This window comes from Micromonospora sp. NPDC049201 (assembly GCF_055586805.1).
The window spans coordinates 16044-36589 of the sequence record NZ_JBVJHM010000021.1; the positions used below are offsets into that span (position 1 = coordinate 16044).

Sequence of the window (20546 nt, forward strand, 5' to 3'; positions counted from 1 at the left end):
GCGGAACGACCCTGCAAAGACGGCCATGACCGACCTCCTCTCCTCGACCGGGCGACCCGGTTGCGCCCTCGCGCGGGACCATGCTCGTGGGCCGGTCCCGGCGGGGCAAGCGATTTTCCCCGCTCAGCCCGCCAGCACGGCGGCCACGGCCGGGATCAGCCCGTCCTCCACCCGGGTCGGCGCGAAGCGGGGATCCGACCAGCGTCGCCCCCGGTGCAGCCAGACACTGGGCAGGCCCACCGCGGTCGCGCCGCCGATGTCCGCCTCCGGGCTGTCGCCGATCACCCACGCGCCGCGCAGCGGCAACCGGGCCCGCTGGGCGGCGAGCGCGAAGATCCGGGGGTTGGGTTTGCTGACCCCGGCCTCCTCGGAGATCACCCAGTCGGCGACGTACCGGTCCAGGCCGGTCCGGCGGATCTTGGTGTCCTGCTGGCGTTCCGCGCCGTTGGTGACCACCACCGGCACCCAGCCCGCGTCGGCGGCGATCCGCAGCGCGCAGGCCACCAGCGGATCCAGCCGCATGTGCGCCACCACGCCGTCGTGCAGCTCCTCGACCAGGTCGATCGACGGGATGCGCAGCCCGTAGCGGTCCCGGATGGCGTCGGCCACGTCCCACCGGTTGGTCAGCCCGTCCGCGTCGACGGAGACCAGCCAGTCGAGGTCGACGGGCGGCGCGCCGATGCTCTCCAGGAAGCGTGCTCCCCAGGCGCGGAACGGCCCGTCGCGGTCCAGCAGGGTGTCGTCCAGAGCGAGCAGGAGCAACGGCACCTGAGCACCCTACGGGAACGCCCTGGGCACCGGCAGGGCCGGAGGTCCGGTCGCGGTCAGGCGACGAGCGTCGCGCGGGCGGCCCCGGCGTCGGGCAGCCGGTCGAGCAGCATGGTGTGCGCCGCGCGGGTGTCCGCCAGGACCGCCGGGTCCAGCGTCGCCACCAGCACGTCCTCCCCGGTGTCCGCGCCCCGGGCCAGCACCCGGCCCTCCGGGTCGTAGACCGCCGCGCCACCGTTGAACCGCCAGGGCGCCACGCCGCCGACCGCGTTGGCGAAGACCACGAACATGGTGTTGTCCAGCGCGCGGGCCGCGTAGTAGAGGTCCCGACGGTGCGCCGAGCCGGCCAGGTAGCCGCTGGGGCAGAGGTAGCCGTGCGCGCCGTCGCCCGCCGCGGCCCGGCCGTGCTCCGGGAAACAGCCGTCGTAACAGATGCCGAGGCCGAACCGCCACGTGTCGACCACAAGCGTGGCGCCCCGCCGGCCGGCGTCGAACAGCTCGCGTTCGCCGCTCCAGAGCTGCTGCTTGTCGTACGCCGCGGTGACCGTGCCGGTCGGGTCCACCACCAGCGACGAGATGGTGCGCCGCCGGTCCGGGTGGCGGACCGCCGCGCCGATCACCACGGCGGCCCCGCCGTCCCGGGCGGCGGCGCGCAGCGGGTCCAGCCGGGCATCGTCGACATGCCCGTCCGGGTCGGCGGTCACGTCCGTCCCGGTCGGGTCCGCGCCCAGCGTCGGCGGATGGTACGCGGGCAGGAACAGCTCGGGCAGCACCACGACGCGGGCCCCTGCGGCCCGGCCGACCAGGCGGGCGGCGGCTCGCGCGTTCCCGGCGACGTCACCGGGCACCGGTTGCGCCTGCACGGCGGCGACGGTCAGCGGGGTCATCACCGGATGGTAGCCAACCCCGCCTCGCAAGCCGTACGTACGGTTTGCGTCGGCCCCCGCCACCTGCGACGATCGCACCGTGCCCAGAGTAAGTCAGGACCAGCTCGACGCGCGCCGGCAGGAGATCCTCGCCGCGGCGCGGGCTTGTTTCGCCCGGCACGGCTACGAGGGCGCCACCGTGCGGCGGCTGGAGGAGGCCACCGGTCTCTCCCGAGGCGCGATCTTCCACCACTTCCGGGACAAGGACTCACTCTTCCTCGCGGTGGCCGAGGACGACGCCGCCGCCATGGTGGAGACCGTGGCCCGCAACGGCCTGGTCCAGGTGATGCGGGACCTGCTCGCCCGCGCGGTCTCCCCGGACACCACCGGCTGGCTCGGCAGCCAGCTCGAGGTCTCCCGCCGGCTGCGGACCGACCCGGCGTTCGCCAAGCGCTGGTCCGAGCGCTCGGCGGCCATCGCCGAGGCGACCCGGGAACGGCTGCTCCGCCAGCGCGAGGCCGGCGTGCTCCGCGACGACGTGCCGATCGACGTACTGGCCCAGTTCCTGGAGCTGGCCTACGACGGGCTGGTGCTGCACCTGGCGATGGGCCGGCCGGCCGGCGACCTGACCCGCGTGCTGGACCTGGTCGAGGAGGCCGTCCGCCGGCACTGACGTCTCGGTCCGGTAACTGGCCGCCCCGTGGAGATCGACACTGGCGTACCTGCTCCACAATGAGCCGCGACCCCTCGCGACAGGAGCACAGCATGACCGTCCTCGCGGCCGACACCTGGGGCATCCCCGGCCCCGTCTTCCTGCGCTGGTATCTCGTCGCGGCCGTCGTCCTGGTCGTCGGCACGGCGGTGTACCGGTTCCGCGCGCTGGCCGGCACCCCGGTCCCGGACCACGGCTCGCTCGGCCCGCAGCAGGTCGCGTACCTCAACGGGGGCGACCAGCTCGCGGTCTGGACCGCGCTCGGCGGCCTGCGCCGGGCCGGCGCGGTGGGCGTGCATCCGGACCGGCGGCTGGCCACCGGCGGGCCGCTGCCGGCCGGGCTCACCCCGCTGGACCAGGCCGTCCACCACGCGGCCGGCCAGGGCCTGCGCGCCCGGGAGCTGCCCCGCGACGAGTGGGTCCGGCGCGCCCTCGCCGAGCTGCGCGACGGCCTGGTCCGCCGCGGCCTGGCGCTGGACCCGGAGCGGCGCCGCACGCTGCGACGCGGGTCCACCCTGCTCGGACTGCTGCTGGTGCTCGGCGTGGCGCGTGCCTTCGTCGGGCTGACCAACGGCCGGCCCGCCGGCTTCCTGCTCCTCACCCTGGTCCCGCTCATCGTCGCGTTCCTGCTGCTCAACCGCGTGCCGTGGCGCACCCGGGCGGCCACCGCCGCGCTGCGCGACCTGCGCCGCCGGCACACCGCGCTGCGTCCCGCCGCCGCGCCGGCGTACGCGACGTACGGCCCGTCGGCCACCGCCATGGCGGTGGCGCTGTTCGGCACCGCCACGCTCTGGACCATGGACCCGGGCTTCGCGGAGCAGGCCGAGATCCAGCGCCAGGCGATGGGCACGGCGGGCAGCTCCGGCAGCTCGTGCGGCGGTTCCTCCTCCTGCTCCGGCGGCTCCTCCTCGTGCAGCTCCGGCAGCTCGTGCGGCGGGGGTGGCGGCTGCGGGGGCGGCGGCGGGTGCGGCGGATGACCGGCCCGTCCGGCGTCGGCATCGGCTGGCGGCCCGAGATCGCCGGCTTCGTGGCCGACCTGCCGGGACTGCGCTTCGTCGAGGTGGTCGCGGAGGCGGTCGCGCCGGCCGGACCACTGCCCGACGGCCTGACCGAGCTGCGCGCCCGCGACGTCACCGTCGTACCCCACGGGGTGCGTCTCTCGCTCGGCGGCGCGGAACCGGTCGACCCGGCCCGGGTGGCGCACCTGGCCGCGGTGGCCACGGCGCTGGAGGCGCCGCTGGTCAGCGAACACATCGCGTTCGTGCGGGCCGGCGGCCTGGAGGCCGGCCACCTGCTGCCGCTGCCCCGCAGCCGGGAGGCGGTGGCCGCGGTGGTGGCCAACGTCCGGCGGGCGCGGGCGGAGCTGCCGGTGCCGCTGGCGCTGGAACCGATCGCCGCGCTCTTCGACTGGCCCGACGACGAGCTGGACGAGGCCGACTTCCTCACCGAGATCCTCGACGCGACCGACGCGCTGCTGCTGCTCGACGTCGCCAACGTGCACGCCAACGCGCGCAACCGGGGCGGCGACCCGACCGCGCTGCTGGACCGGCTGCCACTGGAGCGGATCGCCTACGTGCACGTGGCCGGCGGGGCCGAGGCCGGCGGCTTCTACCACGACACGCACACCGATCCGGTGCCCGCCGAGGTGCTCGACCTGGTCCGGGAGCTGTGCGCCCGGCGCCGCCCGCCAGCGCTGCTGCTGGAACGCGACGGCCACTACCCGCCCGCCGCCGAACTGCGCGGCGAGCTGGACGCGCTCGCCGCCGCGTCCGGGTACCCGGTGGTCACGTGAGCGGCGACCTGGCGGCCCGGCAGGCCGAGCTGGTGGCGACGCTGGTCGCGGGCGGGCCGCTGCCGCCCGGCTTCGCCGCCGGGCCGGTCGAGGCCGCCCGTCGGGCGCTGCTGCGCAAGCGCGCCGGCGACGTGGCCCGGCACTGGCCGCTGCTCGCCGCCGGCCTCGGCCCCGACTGGCCGGCGGTCTTCGTCGACTGGGCGGCCGGCCGCCCCACCAACGGCTCGCTGCGCGACGGCTGGGACCTGGCCCGCGAGCTGCGCGACCGGGGCACGCTGCCGCCGCTGGGCGCCGACGAGCTGGCCGGGCGCGAGGCCGCGAACCGCTACGACGGCCGCGGCACCCCCCGACGCCGCCGCCTCCCGGCGCTCGCCCGCACCGGCGGCGCCGTCGTGGTCCAGTTCGCCGGCCGGGTACGCCTGCTGCGGCCCGCCCCGCGCTGACAGGTCCTCACCCGATGCGGCAGGATCGGGCCATGGATCTCGGACTGGCCGACCGGGTGTACGTGCTGACCGGGGCCTCCGGCGGCCTCGGTCTCGCCACCGCCCGGCACCTCGTCGCGGACGGCGCCCGGGTGGTGGTCTCCGCGCGGGCCCCGGAACGGGTGGCTGCCGCCGTCGAGGCGCTCGGCGGCCCGGCGCGGGCCATCGGGCTGACCGCCGACCTGGCCGACCCCGGCACTCCGGACCGCCTCGTGGCGGCAGCCCGCGAGCACTTCGGCCGGCTCGACGGCGCGCTGGTCTCGGTCGGCGGGCCGCCCGGGGGCACCGCCGCCGCGGTCACCGACGCGCAGTGGCGGGAGTCGTTCGAAACGGTCTTCCTGGGCAGCGTCCGGCTCGCCCGCACGATGGCCGGCGCGCTCACCGACGGCGGCGCGATCGCCCTGGTGCTGTCCACCTCGGTGCGCGAGCCGCTGGCCGGGCTGGGCATCTCCAACGGCCTCCGACCGGGCCTGGCCGGGGTGGCCAAGGACCTGGCCGACGAGTACGGTCCGCGCGGCGTACGGGTGGTGAGCCTGCTGCCCGGCCGGATCATGACCGACCGCAACCGGGACCTGCTGGCCGCCTCCGGCGACGCCGACCGGGCCCGCGCCGCGGCGGAGGCGGCGATCCCGCTGGGCCGCATCGCCGAGCCCGCCGAGTTCGGCCGGGTGGCCGCGTTCCTGCTCTCCCCCGCCGCGAGCTACGTCACCGGGGTCACCGTGCCGGTCGACGGCGGTGCGCTGCGTGGCCTGTGACGGCACGTCGACGACCTCGTGGTCCGGTGCCGGCGCGGTGCCGCGCCCGCGTCCCGGGACGACACGTCGGTGAACGACCGACGCCGCCCCGCCGGCGGGCGACCCGAACCCGCTACCGGTCCCGCCGTGCCCGCCCGGCGTCACCCGCGACCCAGTCGGGAGCAGCTCGCCGCGGCGGCCGACCGGCTGCTGCCCGACGTGATCGGGCCCGGTCTGGACGTGCTCTTCGTCGGCATCAACCCGGGCCTGTGGTCGGCGGCCACCGGCTGGCACTTCGCCCGCCCGGGCAACCGGTTCTGGCCGGCGCTGCACCGTGGCGGGTTCACCCCACGCCTGTTGCACCCCGGTGAGCAGGACGAGCTGCCCGCGCTGGGGTTGGGCATCACGAACATGGTGGCCCGGGCCAGCGCCCGCGCCGACGAGCTGACCGCCGCGGAGCTGGTCGAGGGTGCGCGGGTGCTCACCGACAAGGTCGAGCGCCACCGACCGCGCTGGGTGGCGGTGGTCGGGGTGACCGCGTACCGGATCGGTTTCGCCCGGCCGAAGGCCGGCTTCGGGCCGCAACCGGAGCCGCTCGGGCCGGCGCGGCTCTGGGTGCTGCCCAACCCGAGCGGGCTGAACGCGCACTTCACCCCGGAGACGCTCGGCGCCGCGTTCGGTGAGCTGCGCGCGGCGGTCACCGGCGGATAGCGCCGTCCGGCGCCGCCGCAGCCGGGCGGGTGGGTCACCGGCGCCCGGGCGGAACGCCGAGGGCCGGCTCCGGTGCGACAGACCCTAGTTCGCCGTCGCCGGCGGCATCGTCTCCTGCGCGACGTACGTGCCCATCGGCACCGTGGTCACCACCGGCTCGGGCTGCTCCGGCTCCGCGTACGGGACCGGCGAGTCGGTGACCGCGAACTGGGTCCGGTACAGCTCGGCGTAGAGGCCGCCGACCGCCACCAGCTCGTCGTGCCGGCCGCGCTCGACGATGCGGCCCTCGTCGAGCACCAGGATCTGGTCGGCGTCGCGCACCGTGGAGAGCCGGTGCGCGATGACCAGCGCGGTGCGCCCGGTCAACGCCACCGACAGCGCCCGCTGCACCGCCGCCTCGCTCTCCGAGTCGAGGTGTGCGGTGGCCTCGTCGAGGATCACGATCGACGGGGCCTTGAGCAGCAGCCGGGCGATGGCGATGCGTTGCTTCTCGCCGCCGGAGAAGCGGTAGCCCCGCTCGCCGACCGTGGTGTCGAGCCCGTCCGGCGTCGCGCGGACCAGGTCGGCGACCTGCGCACCGGCCAGCGCCGCCCAGATCTCGTCGTCGGTGGCGTCGGGCTTGGCGTAGCGGAGGTTCTCCCGGATCGTCTCGTGGAACAGGTGCGAGTCCTGGGTGACCACGCCGATCTCGTCGCGCAGCGAGGCGAGCGTCGCGTCGCGCACGTCGACGCCGCCGACCAGCACCTGGCCGTCGCTGACGTCGTAGATCCGGGAGATCAGCATGGACAGCGTCGACTTGCCGGCACCGGACGGGCCGACCAACGCCACCATCTGCCCGGGCTCGACGGCGAACGAGACGCCCTTGAGCACCGGCTCGTTGACCGTCCGGTCCAGCGTGGCGACCTCCTCCAGCGAGGCCAGCGACACCTCCGCGGCGCTCGGGTAGCGGAAGCGCACGTCCCGGAACTCGACCCGACCGTTGCGGGGCGGCACCGGCACCGCGTCGGGCTTCTCCGCGATGGCCGGACGCAGGTCGAGCACCTCGAAGACACGGTCGAAGGAGACCAGCGCGCTCATCACGTCGACCCGGACGTTGGACAGCGCGGTGAGCGGGCCGTAGAGGCGGGTCAGCAGCAGCGCCAGCTTGACGACGGTGCCCGCGCTGACCGCGCCGGTGACCGCGAGCCAGCCGCCCACGCCGTAGGTCAACGCCTGGGCGAGCGAGGCGACCAGCAGCATCGCCACGAAGAACGTGCGCGAATACATGGCGGACTGGATGCCGATGTCGCGTACCCGCTCGGCCCGACCGGCGAACCGATCGGCCTCCACCTCGGGTGCGCCGAACAGCTTGACCAGCAGCGCGCCCGACACGCCGAACCGCTCGGTCATGGTGGCGTTCATCTTGGCGTCGAGGTCGTAGGACTCGCGGGTGATCTCGGCCAGCCGCCGGCCGACCCGGCGGGCCGGGATGATGAAGATCGGCAGCAGCACCAGCGCCAGCACGGTGATCTGCCAGGACAGCACCAGCATCGCCCCGGCGGTGAGCACGAGCTGGATGACGTTGCTGACCACCCCGGACAGCGTCGAGGTGAACGCGCGCTGGGCGCCGAGCACGTCGTTGTTGAGCCGGCTGACAAGCGCGCCGGTCTGGGTGCGGGTGAAGAACTGCAACGGCATCCGCTGGACGTGGTCGTAGACCCGGGTGCGCAGGTCGAGGATGATGCCCTCGCCGATGCGGGCCGAATACCACCGCTGGGCCAGCGAGAACAGCGCGTCGGCCACGGCCAGCGCGGCGATGATCAGGGCGAGCCGGACCACGGTGTCACGGGCGTCGGGACCGCGGCCGGCGATCGCGTCGATGACGTCACCGGCGAGCAGCGGGGTGGCCACGCCGATCACCGCGGCGACGATCACGGTGATCAGGAAGACGACGATGTCGCGCCGGTACGGCTGGGCGAACGCGACGATCCGCCGGGCGGTGCCGCGCTTGAGCCGGTGGGCGGAGACCTCGTCGCGGTTGCGCAGCGACCGGAGCATGCTCCAGCCGCCCATGCCGCCGCCGGCCATGGGGTTGGACACTCGTCACCTCCGGGTCGTCGGGCAGCACGGACCGCCGGGGTCAATTCTCCCGACGCCTGTGACAACCTCGCGAGTAACCCAGATCTTCCCCCGGGGTCCTTACCGCTATTCGCCGCGCCCGGCCAGGTCCCGGATCCGACGGGTCTGGGCCTCCCGCTCGGCGCGCTGCTGCTCGGCGTGCGAGCGCCCGGCCGCGCCGGCGAGCAGCGCCTTGATCTCCACGACGGCGTCCCGGCTGTTGGCCAGCAGCCCGGCGGCCAGGTCACGCACCGCGGCGTCCAGCTCGTCGGTGGGCACCACGAGCGTGGCCAGGCCGATCCGGTCCGCCTCGGCGGCGTCCATCCGACGGCCGGTGGCGCAGATCTCCAGGGCGCGGGAGTAGCCGACCAACTCCACCAGGCGGCGCGTGCCGGCCAGGTCGGGGACCAGCCCGAGCGTCACCTCGGCCATCGAGAGCTTCGCGTCGGCGGCGAGCACCCGCAGGTCGCAGGCGAGCGCGAGCTGGAAGCCGGCGCCGATCGCGTGGCCCTGCACGGCGGCGATCGAGACGACGTCCGGTCGGTGCAGCCAGGTGAAGCCGGCCTGGTAGGCCGCGATCCGGTCGGCGCACTCGGACTCGGAGAGCGTGGCCAGCTCGGCGAAGGAACCGGGTCCGGAGGCACCGGCGACCGCGAGGTCCAGGCCCGCGGAGAAGGCCCGGCCCTCGCCGCGTACGACGACGATCCGGACGTCACCGGGCAGGTCCCGGGAGAAGTCGCTCATGGCGCGCCACATCGCCGGGGTCTGGGCGTTGAGCACGTCGGGCCGGCACAACGTCACCGTCGCGACCGGCCCGTCGCAGTCGAGTCGAACTCCGGTCGTCTCGGTGGTCACCGGACCACCCGGAGCGCGACGCTGATGGACGACGCTGGGGGGCGGGTCACGCCTTCTTGCGGCGCCGGGCACCGCCGCGCTGCCGCAGCTGCACCCCGGACTCGGTGAGCACCCGGTGGATGAACCCGTACGAGCGGCCGGTCGAGGCCGCCAGCGCACGAATGCTCTCACCCCCGGTGTACCGCTTTACCAGGTCTTTGGCGAGCGTCTGACGCTCGGCCCCGACGATCCGGCGACCCTTCTCAGTGCTGGTGGCTGTGCCGGTGGCTGCCATGCTGATTCCTCACGTCCCAGACTGTGCGGTTCGGATACGGTCCCACCTATTAGACCGCCTCGAACGATCATGCGCCAGATATCAACTATTCGCCAACCGACACGCTACGCAATGTCAGCTTCCCGATAGAGTGATCCTCCCGGCCGTCCGATCCGTACCGACCGGGTCGTATCGTGCCCCGGGTGACCGATCTGATCGGCGTCGCGGCCGGTGCCGCCGGCGTGTTCGCCGCCACCAATCTGGACGACGTCGTCGTGCTCACCGTGCTCTTCGTGGCCTCCCGGACCGACGGCCGGCCGCGGCCCTGGCAGATCGTCGCCGGTCAGTACGCGGGCATCGGCGCGCTGGTCGCCGTCGCGGTGGTGGCCGCCGCCGGGCTGCTGGTGGTGCCCGACCCGTGGCCGGGGCTGCTCGGGCTGCTGCCGATCGCGCTCGGCGTCCGCGCGCTGCGGAACCGGGCCGGGGCCGACGACCCGCCGGTGGTGGTCGGCACCCTGTTCGGCGTCGCCGGGGTCACGGTGGCCAACGGCGCCGACAACATCGCGGTCTACGTGCCGGTCTTCCGCGCCCTCGACCCGCTCACCGGCCTGGTCTGGCTGCTGGTCTTCGCCGTGCTGGTCGCCGTGTGGTGCGCCGTCGCCGCCGCGCTCGGCGGCCACCCCCGGGTGGTGTCGCTGGTCGGCCGCGCCGGCCACTGGCTGGTGCCGGCGATCTTCATCGTCATCGGCGCGGTCATCCTGCTCACCTCCGGCGTCCTCCCCCGGCTCGCCGACCTGCTCGGTTGAACCGCGCCGCCGGCCGCCGACCCGGGGTCAGGCCAGCTCGACCAGTTCGAGCAGGTCGTCGGACCAGGCGTCCTCGTCGCCGTCGGGCAGCAGGATGGCGCGGTCCGGCTTGAGCGCGCTGACCGCCCCCGGGTCGTGGGTGACCAGCACGATCGCGCCCGGGTAGCGGGCGATCGCGTCGAGCACCTGCTCCCGGCTGACCGGGTCGAGGTTGTTCGTGGGCTCGTCCAGCAGCAGCACGTTGGCCCCGGAGCAGACCAGCGTGGCTAGCGCCAGCCGGGTCTTCTCGCCACCCGAGAGCACCCCGGCCGGCTTGTCGACGTCCTCGCCGGAGAACAGGAACGCGCCGAGGATCTTGCGCAGGTCGGTGTCGGTCTGGTCGGACGCGGCGCTGCGCATGTGCTCCAGGATCGTCCGGTCCACGTCCAGCGTCTCGTGCTCCTGGGCGTAGTAGCCGAGCCGCAGGCCGTGCCCGGGGCGCACCTCGCCGGTGTCCGGCTCCAGCAGGCCGCCGAGCATCCGCAGCAGCGTGGTCTTGCCGGCGCCGTTGAGCCCGAGGATGGCCACCCGGGAGCCCCGGTCCACCGCGACGTTCACGTCGGTGAAGATCTCCAGCGACCCGTACGACTTGGACAGGCCGGCGGCGGTCAGCGGGGTCTTGCCGCACGGCGCCGGGTTGGGGAACCGCACCTTGGCCACCTTGTCGGCGTGGCGTACCTCCTCCAGCCCGGAGATCAGTTTCTCGGCCCGGCGGGCCATGTTCTGCGCGGCCACAGTCTTGGTGGCCTTGGCCCGCATCTTGTCGGCCTGGGCCATCAGCGCGCCGGCCTTCTTCTCGGCGTTGGCCCGCTCCCGGCGACGACGCCGCTCGTCGGTCTCCCGCGCCTCCAGGTAGGCCTTCCAGCCGAGGTTGTAGGTGTCGACCACGGAGCGGGTGGCGTCCAGGAACCACACCTTGTTGACCACGGCCTCCAGCAGCGAGCCGTCGTGGGAGATCACGATCAGGCCGCCCTTGTGGTTGGCGAGGAAGCCGCGCAGCCAGGTGATGGAGTCCGCGTCGAGGTGGTTGGTGGGCTCGTCGAGCAGCAGGATGCCGCCGCCGTTCTCGCCGGCGTCCCGGAACAGGATCCGGGCCAGCTCGATGCGGCGGCGCTGACCGCCGGAGAGCGTGCCGATGGTCTGCGCCAGGGCGCGGTCGGGCAGGCCGAGGTTGGCGCAGATCCGGGCCGCCTCGGCCTCGGCCGCGTAGCCGCCCAGCGAGGCGAACTGGTCCTCCAGCGCGCCGTAGCGGCGGACCAGCCGCTCGTCGTCGGCGCCCTCGGCGAGCTTGTCCTCCAGCTCCTTCATCTGCGCCATGAGCACGTCCAGGCCGCGTGCGGAGAGGACCCGGTCCCGGCCGGTGACCTCCAGGTCGCCGGTACGCGGGTCCTGCGGCAGGTAGCCGATGGCGCTGCGCCGGTCGAGCTGCCCGGCGTACGGCTGGCCCTCCCCGGCGAGCACCTTCAGCGTGGTGGTCTTGCCGGCGCCGTTGCGGCCGACCAGACCGATCCGGTCGCCCGGCTGCACCCGCAGGGTGGTGTCGGACAGCAGGATCCGGGAACCGGCGCGCAGTTCCAGGCCGGTGGCAGTGATCATTTCGGAGTACTCGCTCTCGGGGTCCGGAAGGGCTGACTCAGGGCACGCGAAAGCGCCGGCGGGTCTCGTTCTCCCGTCGGCGCGGGGCCGTTCAGCCTTCGCAGCGCAGCACGGTTCCAGTGTACCGGGCGCGCCGTGGTCGTCCCGCCGGATTACCGCACAAGATCATCGGGTACCGAATTCGCCGTCCGGACCCGGTCCGGTACCGCAACCACCACACACGGACAGATCGGTGATCGGGGTCAACATGGAGCTGAATGAGAACGCGCGGGTCGACACCAGCCAGGTGGACGACCGGCGAGGGTCCGGCGGGGGAGGCGGGATGGGCATCCCGATCCCGACCGGCGGCGGTCGCGGCGGGATCGTGGGCATCATCATCGCCGTGCTGGTCGCCCTGGTGGGCGGCGGCTTCGGCCTCAACGCGGCCACCAACGGCGGCGACGACTCGGCGCAGGGCGACAACACCTCGCTGGAGCAGAAGTGCTCGGCGGACGACGCGTTGAAGCAGCTCGACTGCCGCAACGCGCTCTACGTCAACTCGATCCAGGCGTACTGGCGCACCGCCATGCCGGAGGTGTTCGGCGAGCAGTACAAGCCGTCCAAGACGGTCTTCTTCAGCCAGAACGTCAGCACCGGCTGCGGCGCGGCCGACTCCGGCGTCGGCCCGTTCTACTGCCCGGCCGACGACCTGGTCTACATCGACCTCACGTTCTACCGCCTGCTCGCCGACCAGCTCGGCGCCGAGGGCGAGTTCGCCCAGCCGTACGTGCTGGCCCACGAGTACGGCCACCACGTGCAGGACCTGCTCGGCACCGAGGCGCAGATGCGCCGCCAGCAGCAGCGCGACCCGCAGAGCGCCAACGCGCTCTCGGTGAAGCTCGAACTCCAGGCCGACTGCTACGCCGGCGCCTGGGCCAAGAACGCCACCGGCACCGCCGACGAGCAGGGCCAGAAGATCTTCACGAGCATCACCGACCAGGACATCCAGCAGGCGATCGACACCGCCGAGAAGATCGGCGACGACGCCATCCAGCAGCGCTCCGGCCGGCCGGTGAACCCGGACGAGTTCACCCACGGCAGCTCCGAGCAGCGCGAGCAGTGGTTCACCAAGGGCTTCTCCACCGGCGACCCGAAGGCCTGCGACACCTTCGGCGCCGGCAAGTAGACCGCACCGCCGCTCCCCCGCCGGGCCGTCGGCCGGCACGCTGGAACACCCAGCGGCGCCGGCCGACGGCCCGACGTCGTGTTACCGGCGGATCAGGCCGGCAGCGTCACCTCGGCCGGGCTGGACCGCTCGACCGTGGTGCCGTCGCCGAGCTGGCCCCCGCTGTTGTCGCCCCAGCACCACAGGCCGCCGTCGGTCCGGATGGCGCAGCTGTGGTCGGTGGTGGCGAGGCCCCCCGTCCAGGCGGTGGCGGTACCGACGCGGGTCGGCGCGGACCGGTGGGTGGTGGTGCCGTCGCCCACCTGCCCGGTCGCGTTCTTGCCCCAGCACCACAGGCTGCCGTCGGTGCGGGACGCGCACGTCGCGTCACCGCTGGCGGCGACCCGGCTCCAGGTGGCGACGGTGCCGACCTGCACCGGCGCGGTCTGGTAGTTGCCGCTCACGCCCAGCTGCCCGTACCCGTTCTCGCCCCAGCACCACAGCGTGCCGGACCGGACGCCGCAGGTGTGCGCGTACCCGGCCGTGACGCCGGTCCAGGTGGTCGCGGTGCCGACCTGCGCGGGTGTCGTCTGGGAGCCCAGCGCGCCGAGGCCGAGCTGGCCGTCCGAGCTGAGCCCCCAGCACCACAGCGTGCCGTCGGTGCGGACACCGCAGGTGTGCGCGAAGCCGGTCGAGACGCTCGCCCAGTTGGACGCGGTGCCGACCTGCAACGGGGTGGTCGCGGTGTAGGGCGAGCTGCCGACGCCCAACTGTGAGGTCCGGTTGAAGCCCCAGCACCAGAGCGTGCCGTCGGTCCGGACGCCGCAGGTGTGCGCCGGGCCGGCGTCCACCCGGGCCCAGTTGGTGGCGGTGCCGACCTGCACCGGGGTGCTGCGGCTGGTGGTGGTCCCGTCACCGAGCTGGCCCCGGAAGTTCGAGCCCCAGCACCACAGCGTGCCGTCCGGCCGCACCGCGCAGGTGTGGCCGGTGCCCGCGTCGACGCCGGTCCAGGTGGCGGTGCCGACCCGCGCCGGGGTCCCCCGGTTCGTGGTGGTCCCGTCACCGAGCTGGCCGCTGTAGTTGGAGCCCCAGCACAGCAGCGCCCCGTCGGCGCGGATCGCACACGTGTGCGCGCCGCCCGTGGTGACGCTGGTGGCCGCGGCGCCGGCCAGCGCGACGCGTTCGGCGGGGCCGGCGGATGCCGGGCCCGTGGTGAGTGCGGCGGTGAGCACGACGCTTCCGGTGCACATCGCCGCCGCCGCGGCGAGAAGCCTGGTGGCACTGCGCCACCGGGCCCGCAGCCGGCCGCCCTGATGTCCGTTCATGAAATGCCTTCTCCTGACGATGTCGGTGCGTGAACGGCGTAGGCGAAGCTGCCCTGGGGTCGCCCGGAGACCCACCACTTCGTGCACCGACTTTATGCATCGAGTCGATTCGATGCACTAGGAGCGCGCGGGATTGACCGTCTTGATGTGATCTTTCCCGTTCAACGGACCAGGATGTGGACCGCCCGGGCGGCGCTGACGGCCGCGACCAGGACGGCGTGCCGGGGCTCGGGCACGTCGAGGAGGCGACCGGCGCGCAGCGCCGCGAGCGGGGCCAGCCGCCGGTCGGCCAGCACCGTGTCCACCGCGCGCCGGTCACCGCCGCAGACCACCGCCGTGAGCGTGCCGGCAGCCGGCAACAGCAGGCGTACGGCGAGATCGGCGGCGTCGCCCAGCGCCGCCTTCGCCTGGTTGTCGCGCCGCCTGGCGAACCGCTGCTGGGACCAGCCCCCCGCGGCGGTGCGGCCCTGCACGTACCGGGTGTCGACCTTGGAGGTCACCAGCTCGGTCCCGTCGGCCACCCCGACCGCCACCGCGCCCTTGCGAGCCAGCAGCAGGCCGATCCGGCGCGGCGCGGCGGCGACACCGGCGAACGCGGTCAGGTCCGGTGTGGAGCGCGCGCCGGGCGGGGTGTGCAGCTCGGCGGTGGCGTCGTCCGGGGCGGTGAGCAGCAGCCCGAAGCCCCGAACGGTGGTGACGGGTGGGCCGTGCCGGTCGGCGAAGCCCTCGACCCAGCGGAGGACGCGGCCCGGATCGACCTCCACCCACCGGCCACCCCCGGCTGCGGGTCGGCTGCTCATGCCACGACGGTACGCGGTTCAGCCGGACAGCAGGGTGGCCGCCGCCAGGCCGGCGATCAACGCGCTGGAGACCAGCCCGGTGACCAGCCGACCGCGCGGGCCGGCCAGCACACGCCCGACCATCGACCCGCCACCGGCCACCAGCAGTTGCCAGCTCGCCGACGCCAGGAACGCGCCGGTCACGAACGACGCGGCGGCGGCGGTCGGGTCCGGGTCGGCGGCGTCCCGGCGGCCGAGCACCAGCGCGGCGAAGTAGAGCACCGTCGCCGGGTTGAGCAGCGTCAGCCCGAGCAGCGCCGCGTACGCCCGGCCCGGGGTGTGCAGGCCGCGTCCGGACGGCGTCTCGGTGACCTCCCGGGCCCGCCGGCCGGACCAGGCCCGCCACAGGCCGTGGGCGGCGATGCCGAGCAGCACCAGCGCGGCGACCACCCGCAGCGGCCCGGCCACCGGGGCCAACACGCGGGCCAGCCCGGCGCCGCCCAGCGTGGCCAGCGCGGCGTAGAGCCCGTCCGCGGTGGCCACCGCGAGCGCCGCGGCCACGCCGACCCGGAACCCGTGGCGGGCGCTCAGCCCGAGAATGAGGATCGCGATCGCGCCGACCGGCACGGCGACGCCGTAACCGGCCAACAGACCGGCGAGGAACGCCCCGGTCACGACGTCGGACGGGGACGCGAGGCGACCCGCAGCGCGGTGCGCTGTCGACGCGCGGTGGTGGCCGCACGGACAGGAACCTGCTTCGGGTACGCCTCGATCACCCGCTCATCCTTCCCCCACCCCACCACCCCCACCACCCATTTCCCACCCCACCCCCGCCCTCCACTCCCACCCCCGCCCCGCCCCCGCGCAGATTCACGGAAAGAGGGCTTATCAGCGGCGGGAAAGGGCCTCTTTCCGTGAATCTGCGGGCCGGAGAGGCGGGGGGTGGGTGGAAAGGCGAGGGCGCGGCGCCCCGGAAGGGGTGCCGCGCCCTCGCCTGGTGACCCGTGGAACGGGTCAGACGTTGAAGCCGAGTGAACGGAGCTGGTCCCGCCCCTCGTCGGTGATCTTGTCGGGGCCCCACGGCGGAAGCCACACCCAGTTGATCCGGATGTCGTTCACCAGGCCGCCACCGGGGCCGGTGGTCAACGCCTGCCGGGTCTGGTCCTCGATCACGTCGGTCAGCGGGCACGCCGCCGAGGTCAGCGTCATGTCCAGCGTGGCGACGTTCTCGTCGTCCACGTGCACGCCGTACACCAGACCCAGGTCGACCACGTTGATGCCCAGCTCGGGGTCGACGACGTCCTTCATCGCCTCCTCGATGTCGCCGACAGCGGCCTTGCCGTTGGCCGGCGTCACCGGGCTGTCGGTCGCCACCGCGCCGGTCTCCGGCGTCGTGGTGGTCTCGTCCTCGCTCATGCCGCCCCCTCGCTTCGCCCGGCACCGGCCTGGGACGCCGCCGCGCTGTATTGATGATTCGCCTTCGTCTCGGGGCCCACGCCCACCCCGGCGCGTGCCGCGGCGTCCTTGAACGCCATCCACGACAGCAGCGCGCACTTGACCCGGGCCGGGTAGCGCGCGACACCCGCGAACGCCACCCCGTCCCCGAGCACGTCCTCGTCCGGCGTGACCTGGCCCCGTCCGGACATCAACTCGACGAACGCCTCGTGCACCACCGCGACGTCGGCCGCGGCCCGACCGCGCAGCAGTTCGTGCAGGATGCTCGCCGACGCCTGGCTGATCGAGCAGCCCATCCCGTCGTAGGAGATGTCGGTGAACACCGTGCCGTCGGTCGCCACCCGTACGGTGATCTCGTCACCGCAGGTCGGGTTCACGTGGTGCGCCTCGCCGACCCGGGCCGCCGGGTCCGCCGCGTCCCGCAGCCCACGGCCGTGCGGGTGCTTGTAATGGTCCAGGATGATCTCCTGGTAGAGCGAATCAAGCTGCATCACGCGAACACCTTCCGCACCTGCTCCAGACCCGCCACCAGGGCGTCGATCTCCGCCGTGGTGGTGTAGAGGTAGAACGACGCCCGCGTCATGGCCGGCACCCCGAAGCGGGTGCACACCGGCTTGGCGCAGTGGTGGCCCACCCGCACCTGCACGCCGAGCGAGTCGAGCACCTGCCCGACGTCGTGCGGGTGCACGTCACCGAGCGCGAACGAGATCGTCCCGCCCCGGCCGACCGGCACCGACGGGCCGAAGATCCGCAGCCCGGGCACGGTGGCGAGGGCGTCCAGCGCGTACGCCGTCAGCTCCTTCTCGTGCCACCGGATCGCCCGCATCCCGACGCCGCTGAGGTAGTCCACCGCCGCGCCGAGCGCGACCGCCTCGGCGATCGGCGGCGTGCCCGCCTCGAACCGGGCCGGCGGCGCGGCGAACGTCGACCGCGCCATCGTCACCGTCTCGATCATCGAGCCGCCGCCCAGCACCGGGGGCATCGCGGCGAGCAGCTCGCCCCGGCCCCAGAGCACACCGATGCCGGTCGGGCCGCACATCTTGTGGCCGGTGAAGACGATGAAGTCCGCGTCCAGGTCGACCACGTCGATCGGCTGGTGCGGCACCGACTGGGAGCAGTCGAGCAGCAGCAACGCGCCGACCTGGCGGACCCGCTCGGTGATCCGAGCGGTGGCGTTGACGGTGCCGAGGATGTTCGACGTGTGCACCAGCGAGACGATCTTCGTGCGCTCGGTGACCAGGTCGTCCAGGCCCGACTCGTCCAGCCGGCCGCCGTCGGTCACCGGGAACCAGCGCAGCGTCGCGCCGGTGCGCTCGGCGAGGAGCTGCCACGGCACGATGTTCGAGTGGTGCTCCATCTCGGAGATCACGATCTCGTCACCCGGACCGATGCGGAACCGGGGGTCGGCGTCCGCACGCAGCGAGGCGTTGGAGAACGCGTACGCCACCAGGTTGATCGCCTCGGTGGAGTTCTTGGTGAACACCACCTCGTCGACGCTGGGCGCGTGGACGAACGCGGCGATCGTCGCCCGCGCGCCCTCGTACGCCTCGGTCGCCTCGGTGCCCAACGTGTGCACCGAACGCGACACGTTGGCGTTGTGCCTGGCGTAGTGCTCGGTGAGCACGTCGAGCACCTGACGCGGCTTGTGCGAGGTGTTGGCGCTGTCCAGGTAGACCAGTGGGTGGCCGTTGACCTCCCGGTCCAGGATCGGAAAGTCGGCCCGCACCGCCGCCACGTCGAAGCGCGGCACGTCGTCGTACTGCGGCATGCCCGCCGGGATCGCGATCGAGGAGGTCATGGCGAGACTCAGGCCCGCGCCGCGCCGGCTCCGGCGACGTACCGCTCGTAGCCCTCTTCCTCGAGCTTGTCGGCCAGCTCCCGACCGCCCTGCTCGACGATCCGGCCGGCGACGAAGACGTGCACGAAGTCCGGCTTGATGTAGCGCAGGATCCGGGTGTAGTGGGTGATCAGCAGCATCCCGGTGTCGCCGGTGTCGCGGACCCGGTTGACGCCCTCGCTGACCACGCGCAGCGCGTCCACGTCAAGGCCGGAGTCGGTCTCGTCGAGGATGGCGATCTTCGGCTTGAGGAGTTCGAGCTGCACGATCTCGTGCCGCTTCTTCTCCCCGCCGGAGAAGCCCTCGTTGACGTTGCGCTGGGCGAACGCCGGGTCCATCTGGAGCTTCTCCATGGCGCCGCGCAGCTCGCCGGCCCAGGTGCGCAGCTTCGGCGCCTCGCCGTCGATGGCGGTCTTGGCGGTACGCAGGAAGTTGGCCACCGACACGCCGGGGACCTCGACCGGGTACTGCATGGCCAGGAAGAGGCCGGCGCGGGCCCGCTCGTCGACGGTCATGGCGAGCACGTCCTCGCCGTCGAGCGTCACCTCGCCGCCGGTGATCTCGTACTTCGGGTGGCCGGCGATCGAGTAGGCCAGCGTCGACTTGCCGGAGCCGTTCGGGCCCATGATCGCGTGCGTCTCACCGGAGCGCACGGTCAGGTCGACCCCGTGCAGGATCGGCTTGAGCTCACCCTCGGGCAGCTTGACCGACACCTTCAGGTCGCGGATCTCCAGGGTGCTCATTATCGCGTCACTCCATTGCTCGGCGTCATGCTGACGTAGATCTCGCCGTCGCGGACCTCGACGGGGTAGACGGGTACGGGTTCGGTCGCGGGCAGCCCGGTGGGCTCACCGGTACGCAGGTCGAAACGGGATCCGTGCAGCCAGCATTCCAGCGTGCAACCGGACACCTCGCCCTCGGAGAGCGCCACGGCGGCGTGCGAGCACTCGTCGCGTACGGCGTAGAACGCGTCGTCCTCGCCGTGCACGACCGCGATCTGCACACCGTCCACGTCGGCGCTGATCACCGCGCCCTTCGGCACGTCCTCGGTGGAACAGATCCTGATCATCAGGAGCCGGCCTTCGTGAGGCGGGCCTCGATCGCGTCGCCGAGCCGCTCGCGCAGGTCCTCGACCGGGATCTTGTTGATCAGCTCGGCGAAGAAGCCGCGCACCACCAGACGCCGCGCCTCGGACTCCGGGATGCCGCGGGCCATCAGGTAGAACAGCTGCTCGTCGTCGAACCGGCCGGTCGCGCTGGCGTGCCCGGCACCGGCGATCTCGCCGGTCTCGATCTCCAGGTTGGGCACCGAGTCGGCCCGGGCGCCGTCGCTGAGCAGCAGGTTCCGGTTGATCTCGTACGTGTCGGTGCCGGTCGCCTCGGCCCGGATCAGCACATCGCCGACCCAGACGGTGTGCGCGTCGTCGCCCTGGAGCGCGCCCCGGTAGCCGACGTTGCTGCGGCAGTCCGGCACGGTGTGGTCAACGAGCTGCCGGTGCTCCAGGTGCTGGCCGGAGTCGGCGAAGTAGAGGCCGTACAGCTCGGCCTCGCCGCCGCGCTGGGTGTACTCCACGGTGGTGTGCTGGCGGACCAGGTCACCGCCGAGGCTCACCTGCACGTGCACGACCTGGGCGTTTCGGCCCAGCCGGATCTTCAGGTGCTGCGCCTGGACCGCGTCGTCGGCCCACTCGGCGAGCGTGACGAGCGTCAGCTTCGCCCCGTCCGCCACCGCCACCTCGACGTTGTCGGCGAGCGTGGCGGAGCCGACGTGCTCCAGCACCACCGTCACCTCGGCGAAGCGACCCACCTCGACGAACGTGTGCCCGAACGCGAGCGCCCCGGCGTCCTCGCCGACCACCCGCAGGCGCACCGGCGCGTCCACCACGGCGTCCCGGGCGACGGCCACCAGCAGGGCGTCCTCGGCCGCGCCGTAGGCCAGCGCGCTGACCCGGTCGAACGGCGTGAGCACGCTGCCCACCCGCGGGTCGTCCCGGCCGATCCGGTCGACAGCGACGCCCTCGGGCAGGTCGCCGTGCTCGTGCCGGACCGTGCCGCGCGCCGCTCCGGAGCCGTCACCCGCCAGGCCGCGGAGGCGCTTGAGCGGGGTGAAGCGCCACTCCTCCTCCAGGCCGGTCAGGGCCGGGAAGTCGGCGACGTCGTACGAGCGGAGCGCCTGCGACTTGGTCGTGGGCGGCGCGGAAGCCTGGGTAGTCATCTCTTCCTTGGTCTGTTCAGCGACGGCGGTGTCAGTGGAACCGGAGACGGGCCGGGCACGAGGCCCGGCCCGACGCGGGCG

The 20546-nt window shown here is 73.7% G+C and carries 22 protein-coding genes and 1 pseudogene; 8 read left to right on the top strand and 15 right to left on the bottom strand.

Translation table 11 applies throughout. The features are described from left to right. Nucleotides 1-123 precede the first annotated feature (123 nt). Both ACZ6O5_RS30415 and ACZ6O5_RS30420 read right to left on the bottom strand, forming a co-directional pair. Nucleotides 124-768 carry an HAD family hydrolase gene (locus ACZ6O5_RS30415; protein ID WP_281938646.1) on the bottom strand — a complete coding sequence of 215 codons (645 nt, stop codon included), beginning with the start codon at nt 766-768 and terminating at the stop codon, nt 124-126. 56 nt (nt 769-824) lie between these two features. Next, entirely contained in the window at nt 825-1655 is an 831-nt protein-coding gene (locus tag ACZ6O5_RS30420; RefSeq protein ID WP_465981678.1) for a carbon-nitrogen hydrolase family protein, read from the bottom strand. A gap of 79 nt (nt 1656-1734) precedes the next feature. Between ACZ6O5_RS30420 and ACZ6O5_RS30425 the strand changes: the two genes are divergently transcribed. The 6 genes from ACZ6O5_RS30425 (at nt 1735) to mug (ending at nt 6065) form a co-directional block, all read left to right on the top strand. Then, nucleotides 1735-2307: a TetR/AcrR family transcriptional regulator gene (locus ACZ6O5_RS30425; protein WP_107162520.1), complete on the top strand. Its 573-nt coding sequence runs from the start codon at nt 1735-1737 to the stop codon at nt 2305-2307. A 92-nt stretch (nt 2308-2399) separates the two neighbouring features. Next, nucleotides 2400-3323, top strand: a complete 924-nt coding sequence (locus tag ACZ6O5_RS30430; RefSeq protein WP_465981680.1) for a TIGR04222 domain-containing membrane protein — start codon at nt 2400-2402, stop codon at nt 3321-3323. Then, nucleotides 3320-4138, top strand: a complete 819-nt coding sequence (locus ACZ6O5_RS30435) for a multinuclear nonheme iron-dependent oxidase (RefSeq protein WP_396771755.1) — start codon at nt 3320-3322, stop codon at nt 4136-4138. The genes ACZ6O5_RS30430 and ACZ6O5_RS30435 overlap by 4 nt, the downstream gene beginning before the upstream one ends. Next, a complete protein-coding gene (locus ACZ6O5_RS30440; RefSeq protein WP_465981682.1) occupies nt 4135-4581 on the top strand; it encodes an SCO6045 C-terminal-like domain-containing protein in 447 nt (148 codons plus the stop codon). The genes ACZ6O5_RS30435 and ACZ6O5_RS30440 overlap by 4 nt, the downstream gene beginning before the upstream one ends. A 32-nt stretch (nt 4582-4613) precedes the next feature. Beyond that, nucleotides 4614-5375, top strand: a complete 762-nt coding sequence (locus ACZ6O5_RS30445) for an SDR family oxidoreductase (protein ID WP_465981684.1) — start codon at nt 4614-4616, stop codon at nt 5373-5375. 126 nt (nt 5376-5501) lie between these two features. After that, complete coding sequence (mug, locus tag ACZ6O5_RS30450) at nt 5502-6065, top strand: G/U mismatch-specific DNA glycosylase (protein WP_465981686.1); 564 nt, start codon at nt 5502-5504, stop codon at nt 6063-6065. Nucleotides 6066-6149: 84 nt separating this feature from the next. On the opposite strand, the gene ACZ6O5_RS30455 is transcribed toward mug, so the two are convergent. The 3 genes from ACZ6O5_RS30455 to ACZ6O5_RS30465 all read right to left on the bottom strand — a co-directional run bounded on the left by ACZ6O5_RS30455 (nt 6150) and on the right by ACZ6O5_RS30465 (nt 9291). Continuing rightward, nucleotides 6150-8132: an ABC transporter ATP-binding protein gene (locus ACZ6O5_RS30455; protein ID WP_465981734.1), complete on the bottom strand. Its 1983-nt coding sequence runs from the start codon at nt 8130-8132 to the stop codon at nt 6150-6152. A gap of 117 nt (nt 8133-8249) precedes the next feature. Beyond that, nucleotides 8250-9017 carry an enoyl-CoA hydratase/isomerase family protein gene (locus tag ACZ6O5_RS30460; protein WP_465981688.1) on the bottom strand — a complete coding sequence of 256 codons (768 nt, stop codon included), beginning with the start codon at nt 9015-9017 and terminating at the stop codon, nt 8250-8252. 46 nt (nt 9018-9063) lie between these two features. Continuing rightward, entirely contained in the window at nt 9064-9291 is a 228-nt protein-coding gene (locus tag ACZ6O5_RS30465; protein WP_007072022.1) for a helix-turn-helix domain-containing protein, read from the bottom strand. A gap of 182 nt (nt 9292-9473) precedes the next feature. On the opposite strand from ACZ6O5_RS30465, the gene ACZ6O5_RS30470 reads away from it, so the two are divergent. Further along, nucleotides 9474-10076, top strand: a complete 603-nt coding sequence (locus ACZ6O5_RS30470; RefSeq protein ID WP_465981690.1) for a cadmium resistance transporter — start codon at nt 9474-9476, stop codon at nt 10074-10076. Nucleotides 10077-10103: 27 nt separating this feature from the next. Here the strand turns inward: ACZ6O5_RS30470 and ACZ6O5_RS30475 are convergent, their stop codons facing one another. Continuing rightward, nucleotides 10104-11711, bottom strand: a complete 1608-nt coding sequence (locus ACZ6O5_RS30475; protein WP_465981692.1) for an ABC-F family ATP-binding cassette domain-containing protein — start codon at nt 11709-11711, stop codon at nt 10104-10106. Between the two features lie 247 nt (nt 11712-11958). Here ACZ6O5_RS30475 and ypfJ point away from each other — a divergent pair, with 247 nt between their 5' ends. Further along, the gene (ypfJ, locus tag ACZ6O5_RS30480; protein WP_465981694.1) at nt 11959-12876 is read left to right on the top strand and encodes a KPN_02809 family neutral zinc metallopeptidase; all 918 of its coding nucleotides are present in this window, start codon (nt 11959-11961) and stop codon (nt 12874-12876) included. A 92-nt stretch (nt 12877-12968) separates the two neighbouring features. On the opposite strand, the gene ACZ6O5_RS30485 is transcribed toward ypfJ, so the two are convergent. The 9 genes and pseudogenes from ACZ6O5_RS30485 to sufD all read right to left on the bottom strand — a co-directional run bounded on the left by ACZ6O5_RS30485 (nt 12969) and on the right by sufD (nt 20465). Beyond that, a complete protein-coding gene (locus ACZ6O5_RS30485) occupies nt 12969-14180 on the bottom strand; it encodes an RCC1 domain-containing protein (protein ID WP_465981696.1) in 1212 nt (403 codons plus the stop codon). Between the two features lie 161 nt (nt 14181-14341). Then, nucleotides 14342-14980, bottom strand: coding sequence for an acVLRF1 family peptidyl-tRNA hydrolase (locus ACZ6O5_RS30490; RefSeq protein WP_465981698.1), 639 nt, complete (start codon nt 14978-14980; stop codon nt 14342-14344). A gap of 18 nt (nt 14981-14998) precedes the next feature. Beyond that, complete coding sequence (locus tag ACZ6O5_RS30495; RefSeq protein ID WP_465981700.1) at nt 14999-15634, bottom strand: LysE/ArgO family amino acid transporter; 636 nt, start codon at nt 15632-15634, stop codon at nt 14999-15001. A 339-nt stretch (nt 15635-15973) separates the two neighbouring features. Beyond that, nucleotides 15974-16375: a metal-sulfur cluster assembly factor gene (locus tag ACZ6O5_RS30500; RefSeq protein ID WP_281936323.1), complete on the bottom strand. Its 402-nt coding sequence runs from the start codon at nt 16373-16375 to the stop codon at nt 15974-15976. Between the two features lie 71 nt (nt 16376-16446). Then, nucleotides 16447-16905, bottom strand: a pseudogene (gene sufU, locus ACZ6O5_RS30505) (Fe-S cluster assembly sulfur transfer protein SufU); the annotation flags it as partial. Then, on the bottom strand, nt 16905-18212 hold the full coding sequence (locus tag ACZ6O5_RS30510) for a cysteine desulfurase (RefSeq protein WP_465981702.1): 1308 nt from the start codon (nt 18210-18212) through the stop codon (nt 16905-16907). The pseudogene sufU and the gene ACZ6O5_RS30510, both read right to left, overlap by 1 nt. An 8-nt stretch (nt 18213-18220) precedes the next feature. After that, nucleotides 18221-18994 carry a Fe-S cluster assembly ATPase SufC gene (gene sufC / locus ACZ6O5_RS30515; protein ID WP_107162481.1) on the bottom strand — a complete coding sequence of 258 codons (774 nt, stop codon included), beginning with the start codon at nt 18992-18994 and terminating at the stop codon, nt 18221-18223. After that, complete coding sequence (locus tag ACZ6O5_RS30520; RefSeq protein ID WP_281936329.1) at nt 18994-19320, bottom strand: non-heme iron oxygenase ferredoxin subunit; 327 nt, start codon at nt 19318-19320, stop codon at nt 18994-18996. The genes sufC and ACZ6O5_RS30520 overlap by 1 nt, the downstream gene beginning before the upstream one ends. Then, on the bottom strand, nt 19320-20465 hold the full coding sequence (gene sufD, locus ACZ6O5_RS30525; RefSeq protein WP_465981704.1) for a Fe-S cluster assembly protein SufD: 1146 nt from the start codon (nt 20463-20465) through the stop codon (nt 19320-19322). Before sufD ends, ACZ6O5_RS30520 begins: the two co-directional genes overlap by 1 nt. Nucleotides 20466-20546 lie beyond the last annotated feature (81 nt).